The following is a 4,422-nucleotide window of genomic DNA, read 5'->3' as shown; positions in this document are numbered from 1 at the left end:
GCATGATCCGGACCACTGGCTTCTTGCAGGTTGGGGATCATCGGGTATTTGCCGGCCAGAACCTGCAGCTCGCTATCGGGGGCATACCAGCTGCGTTGGCGTTCGGACAGGCGCTGGTATTGGCCTGGCGGCAGCAGGTTGAAGTCGCCACCGATAATCCATGGGGTTTTCGCTGCATTCAGGGTTTGCAACTGCTGGTCGATCATCGCCACTTGCCGCTGCATGGTGTCATCGCCTTGGGCGAAGGCATCGAGGTGGGTGTTGATTACCGCCAACTGACCGCCATCGCGAATCGGCAGGTAGTTCACCAGTAGCGCGCGCTTAAGGTTGAACTGGCGGGTCAGCGGATCAGCCGGGGGCGTCGGCAGTTGCAGGCGCTCGGCGCTGCTGATGCGGTAGCGGCTCAGGGTGCCGAGCTTCATGCCCACGCTGCCGCGAATTTTTGGGTGCGGCACAAACGCCGCCTTCCAGTAAAACGCTTGGCTGCTGCACGGGTAAACGTCGGCCAGGCGCTCTTGGAGCAGCGCTAACTGGTTTTGGTAGTCGGTGGCTTTGGTGTTCTCGTGCAGCTCTTGCAGCAGCACGATATCGGGTTGTTCATCGCGCAGAATCCGTACCACTTCGTCTAGGCTGTAGGCCAGGTCTGCCGCGGTCGGGCGGGTGTCGGGGCCGCTGCCATCGGCCAGGTCGTACCAGAACACATAACGTTTCCCAGCCAGGTACTGGACGTTCCAGGTCATTACCTTGAGCGCCTGCCCAGGTTGCAGCGTGGCGGTGTTTACATCGCAACTCAGCGGCGCGTCCTCACGGTCGGCCGGGTGCCAGGTAATGCTGTAAACCAGCACCGCCAGGGCAACGCCAAGGAGCACAACAAAGATCAGGAGTTTTTCTAAACGGCGTGTGCGAAACAGCGTCATGGGCAGGCCAAGTGGCTAAAGGGCGCGAGCCGGAGCATAACCGAGGGTGGGCTTTTAGCCCAAATGCGTGCTGGTTCTGGCGAATGTAATACGCGGCAGGTAGATTACGCCGCGGTTGTACGATCTCTTCGCTACACCCATGCCGCTCTGCCGATTTTCGATTAAGGACGATAAATGCGTTGGTCACTGTTGTTGATCACCCTGCTGTGCCAGCTCGTCGTCGCTGACGAGCGCGCGCCGCTGCGGGTGATGACGGATCTGTGGCCACCGTTTCGCATGGAAGATGCCCAGGGCAACCTCACTGGCCTGGACATCGATGTGCTCGACGAAATCGGCCGGCGCAGCGGCCTTCGTTTCGATATCCAGCGGGCGCCATGGGCACGGGGTTTGGCCGACCTGCAGCAGGGCCGCGCCGACTTGATGATTGGTCTGGCCAAGACGCCTGAGCGCGAGCAATACATCGAATACCTGTCTTCGCCTTACTACGCCTGCGCACCGCGCTTCTATACCGCCGCCGGTGCAGCCCAGCAGGTGCGCAGCTACGCCGACCTGCAGGGCAAGGTGATCGGCTACGTCAATGAGTCGGTGTACTTTCAGCCCTTTGATGCGGACCACAGCCTGGACAAACGCGGCGTCAACAACGAGCAGCAATTGTTGCAAATGCTGTTGCGCGGGCGCCTGGGCGTAGTGATTGGCACCGATTGCCAGGTCGACTTCGAGCTACTTCAGCCAGGCTATGCCGGCGCCATCGCCAAGGCGCGCTACCAACCAGAGGCGCGTACGGAGTTGTTTATCGGCTTTTCCAAGGTGCGCGCGCAGTTGCAGGAGCAGACGCTGATCAACACCGCGCTACGCCAGATGCTTGCCGAAGGTTGGATCAAGCGCCAGGCCAAGCGTTACCAAGTGCAGCGTTGACCTGGCGGGCTGGCGGTTAGTCGGGTTCTACGTAGATCTCGTACAGGGAAGTGTCTTCCCAGTAAGTCGCCTCGATCTTGTGCCCATCCAGGTCGCGCACGAAACAGCCGTAATACTGCTCGCCATAATGCGGGCGCGGCCCCGGCGGGCCATCGCCGCTGGCGCCGGCTGAAAGCGCGGCGGCATAGAAGGCATCGACCGAGGTTTTGTCGTGCGCCACAAAGCCGATATGGCCGCCATTGCCGACGCTGGCCGGTTGGCCGTCGATGGGAATTTGCACCCAAAGCTCCGGGTACAGGCGGCCGTAAGCCACCGCACCGGGGTGCTCCATGATTCGCTTGCAGCCCAAGGTGGCGAGCACGCGGTCGTAGAACACAAGCGCGCGCTCGAAGTGGTTAGTGCCGATTGAAACGTGCGACAAGATGCTGGGGTTGGCATCGGTCATAACGCTGGCTCCAGGGACGGACGTCCCTAGAGGCTAGCTGCAAATCAGCCGCGTGCCGGGTCGGCGCTGATGAGCATAAACAGGCGAAAGGTCACCACGCTGGTGAACAACTGCAAGAAGCCGTTGCCGCAATCGATGGCGAATATCAGCAGTTCGTTGTCTTTGCCCGCCAAGTTGTAGCTGAGCAAATCCAGGCTCCACAGCGGCACCATCACACACATGACGCAGAGCAAAATGCGCGCAAAGTGGCCGCTGGTCAGGGTAAAGCTGTCACGCATCGCGGCCAGCGGCGTCAGGCCGCGCAGCACCAGCAGGTACTCGGAGAAGGCCAGTTTCACCATCACGTATAACCCCGGAATCACCATCAGGCTGATGCCCAGCATGATCAGCAAGGTGCTCAGCGCCGACAGCACGGCGAAACGTGGCCACAGGTTTAAGGTCAGTGCCAGCACATTGGCGATGCGTGGCTGCTCGCCGCTGCTGCGCGCCGCGAGAAAGATGATCAGCGCGCCGGTGTACAGCGGATAAAACAGCAGGCCGATGATGATGCTGTAGGCCGGCGAGGTGTCCGGCCCGCTATTGCTGGCCAATACGTACTGGGCCAGGCTTTCCAGCGTGATCCAGGGCAGGCAGAGCATGGCGATGGTGGCCAGGTTACGGCTAGAGAAAAACCAGGCGTCGCGGATTATGGGCAAAGGATTCATTAACGGAGGTCACAGCAGCAAAAGCGAGGGCGACACTTTAGCTGAAGGGCTGCTGCGCTCCAACGAACGAATTGTGGCGACCGGTTAGCACAATGCTTGGGTTATTTATGATCGCCTGATGGCATACTGCCCTCACTTTGGCCGCCCAAGGAGTCAGGCTGGTGAAAAGAATTGCTGTGTTCGCCGATGTGCAGAACCTTTATTACACCGTGCGTCAGGCCCATGGTTGCCACTTCAACTACGCCGCGTTGTGGGCCGATATCAGCCAGCATGGCGAGATTGTCGAGGCGTACGCCTATGCCATTGACCGCGGCGACGCCAAGCAGCAGCAGTTCCAGCAGATCCTGCGCAATCTCGGCTTCACGGTGAAACTCAAACCGTATATCCAGCGCAGCGACGGCTCAGCCAAGGGCGACTGGGATGTGGGCATCACCATCGACATCATGGACGCCGCCCAGCGCGTCGACAGCGTGGTGCTGGCCTCCGGTGATGGCGACTTCGATATGTTGCTCGACAAGGTGCGTAGCTACGGCACCGAGGCGGTGGCGTATGGCGTGCCGGGACTGACGGCGCAGTCGTTGGTGCGGGCGGCGACGCGTTATGTGCCCATCGAAGGGGCGCTGTTACTGCGCAATTGACGCAGGGACCTACGCTGTTACCCTCTCTGCGTTTAATTGCCTACGAGACGTCGCCCCGTGGAACGCATTGCTGTCATCGACTTTGAAACCACCGGCATGTCGCCTGGCCAGAGCTGCCGCGCTACCGAGATTGCCGCGGTGATCGTGGAAGACGGGCGCATTGTCGGCCGTTATCAAAGCCTGATGAAAACCGGCGTGTGGGTGCCGCCCTTTATCGAAAGCCTTACCGGTATCAGTAACGCCATGCTGCGCTCGGCGCCGCCCGCCGATGAGGTGATGCACGCGGTTGCCGAGTTTGTCGGTGATACGCCGCTGGTGGCGCATAACGCGTCGTTCGACCAGAAGTTCTGGGACGCCGAGCTCAGCCTGATCAAACGCCAACGCGTGCAATCCTTCGCGTGCTCCATGCTGTTGGCCCGGCGGTTATTGCCCCATGCGCCGAACCATAAGCTCGGTACGCTCAATAGCTGGGCGCGCTTGCCGGTTACCGGCAAGGCTCACCGGGCCATGGCCGATGCGGAAATGGCCGCTAACCTTACCCTGTATATGGCCGGGCATTTGCGCGATACCCATGGTATCCAGCGCATCTCCCACAGCCTGTTGTGCAAGCTGCAAAAAGTGCCGGCGAAGAAAATCAGCGAAGCCCTCCAGCTGGCGCGCCATGGTTGAGTAAGTGGTGAACAGGGTAAACTGCCGGCCTCTTTGAAACGCCCCCTCGGGTTACCCACTGTGAGCCCCACATGACTTTCGCCACCCTAGGCCTGATCGAACCGTTGCTGCGCGCTCTGCAAGAGCTCGACTAC

At 60.5% G+C, this 4,422-nt stretch carries 6 protein-coding genes; 3 read left to right on the top strand and 3 right to left on the bottom strand.

The features are described 5' to 3' along the window. Positions 1-917, bottom strand: a 917-nt coding sequence (locus AAAB16_RS17110; RefSeq protein ID WP_340664404.1) for an endonuclease/exonuclease/phosphatase family protein, incomplete at its 3' end; no start/stop codon positions are given. A gap of 174 nt (positions 918-1,091) precedes the next feature. Between AAAB16_RS17110 and AAAB16_RS17105 the strand changes: the two genes are divergently transcribed. Continuing rightward, positions 1,092-1,832, top strand: coding sequence for a transporter substrate-binding domain-containing protein (locus AAAB16_RS17105; RefSeq protein ID WP_340664403.1), 741 nt, complete (start codon positions 1,092-1,094; stop codon positions 1,830-1,832). 16 nt (positions 1,833-1,848) lie between these two features. Here the strand turns inward: AAAB16_RS17105 and AAAB16_RS17100 are convergent, their stop codons facing one another. Further along, on the bottom strand, positions 1,849-2,277 hold the full coding sequence (locus tag AAAB16_RS17100; protein WP_340664402.1) for a VOC family protein: 429 nt from the start codon (positions 2,275-2,277) through the stop codon (positions 1,849-1,851). 44 nt (positions 2,278-2,321) lie between these two features. Then, positions 2,322-2,981: a YciC family protein gene (locus tag AAAB16_RS17095; RefSeq protein ID WP_340664401.1), complete on the bottom strand. Its 660-nt coding sequence runs from the start codon at positions 2,979-2,981 to the stop codon at positions 2,322-2,324. A 161-nt stretch (positions 2,982-3,142) separates the two neighbouring features. Between AAAB16_RS17095 and AAAB16_RS17090 the strand changes: the two genes are divergently transcribed. Both AAAB16_RS17090 and AAAB16_RS17085 read left to right on the top strand, forming a co-directional pair. Further along, complete coding sequence (locus AAAB16_RS17090) at positions 3,143-3,619, top strand: NYN domain-containing protein (RefSeq protein ID WP_110617255.1); 477 nt, start codon at positions 3,143-3,145, stop codon at positions 3,617-3,619. A gap of 57 nt (positions 3,620-3,676) precedes the next feature. Then, positions 3,677-4,288: a 3'-5' exonuclease gene (locus AAAB16_RS17085; protein WP_340664400.1), complete on the top strand. Its 612-nt coding sequence runs from the start codon at positions 3,677-3,679 to the stop codon at positions 4,286-4,288. The last annotated feature ends 134 nt before the right edge of the window (positions 4,289-4,422 follow it).

The sequence above is a fragment of the Pseudomonas sp. genome, from assembly GCF_037994325.1.
In the GTDB taxonomy this organism is placed as follows: domain Bacteria; phylum Pseudomonadota; class Gammaproteobacteria; order Pseudomonadales; family Pseudomonadaceae; genus Aquipseudomonas.
Note: the sequence above shows the minus strand (reverse complement) of the source record. Positions and strands in the feature narration are given on the sequence as shown.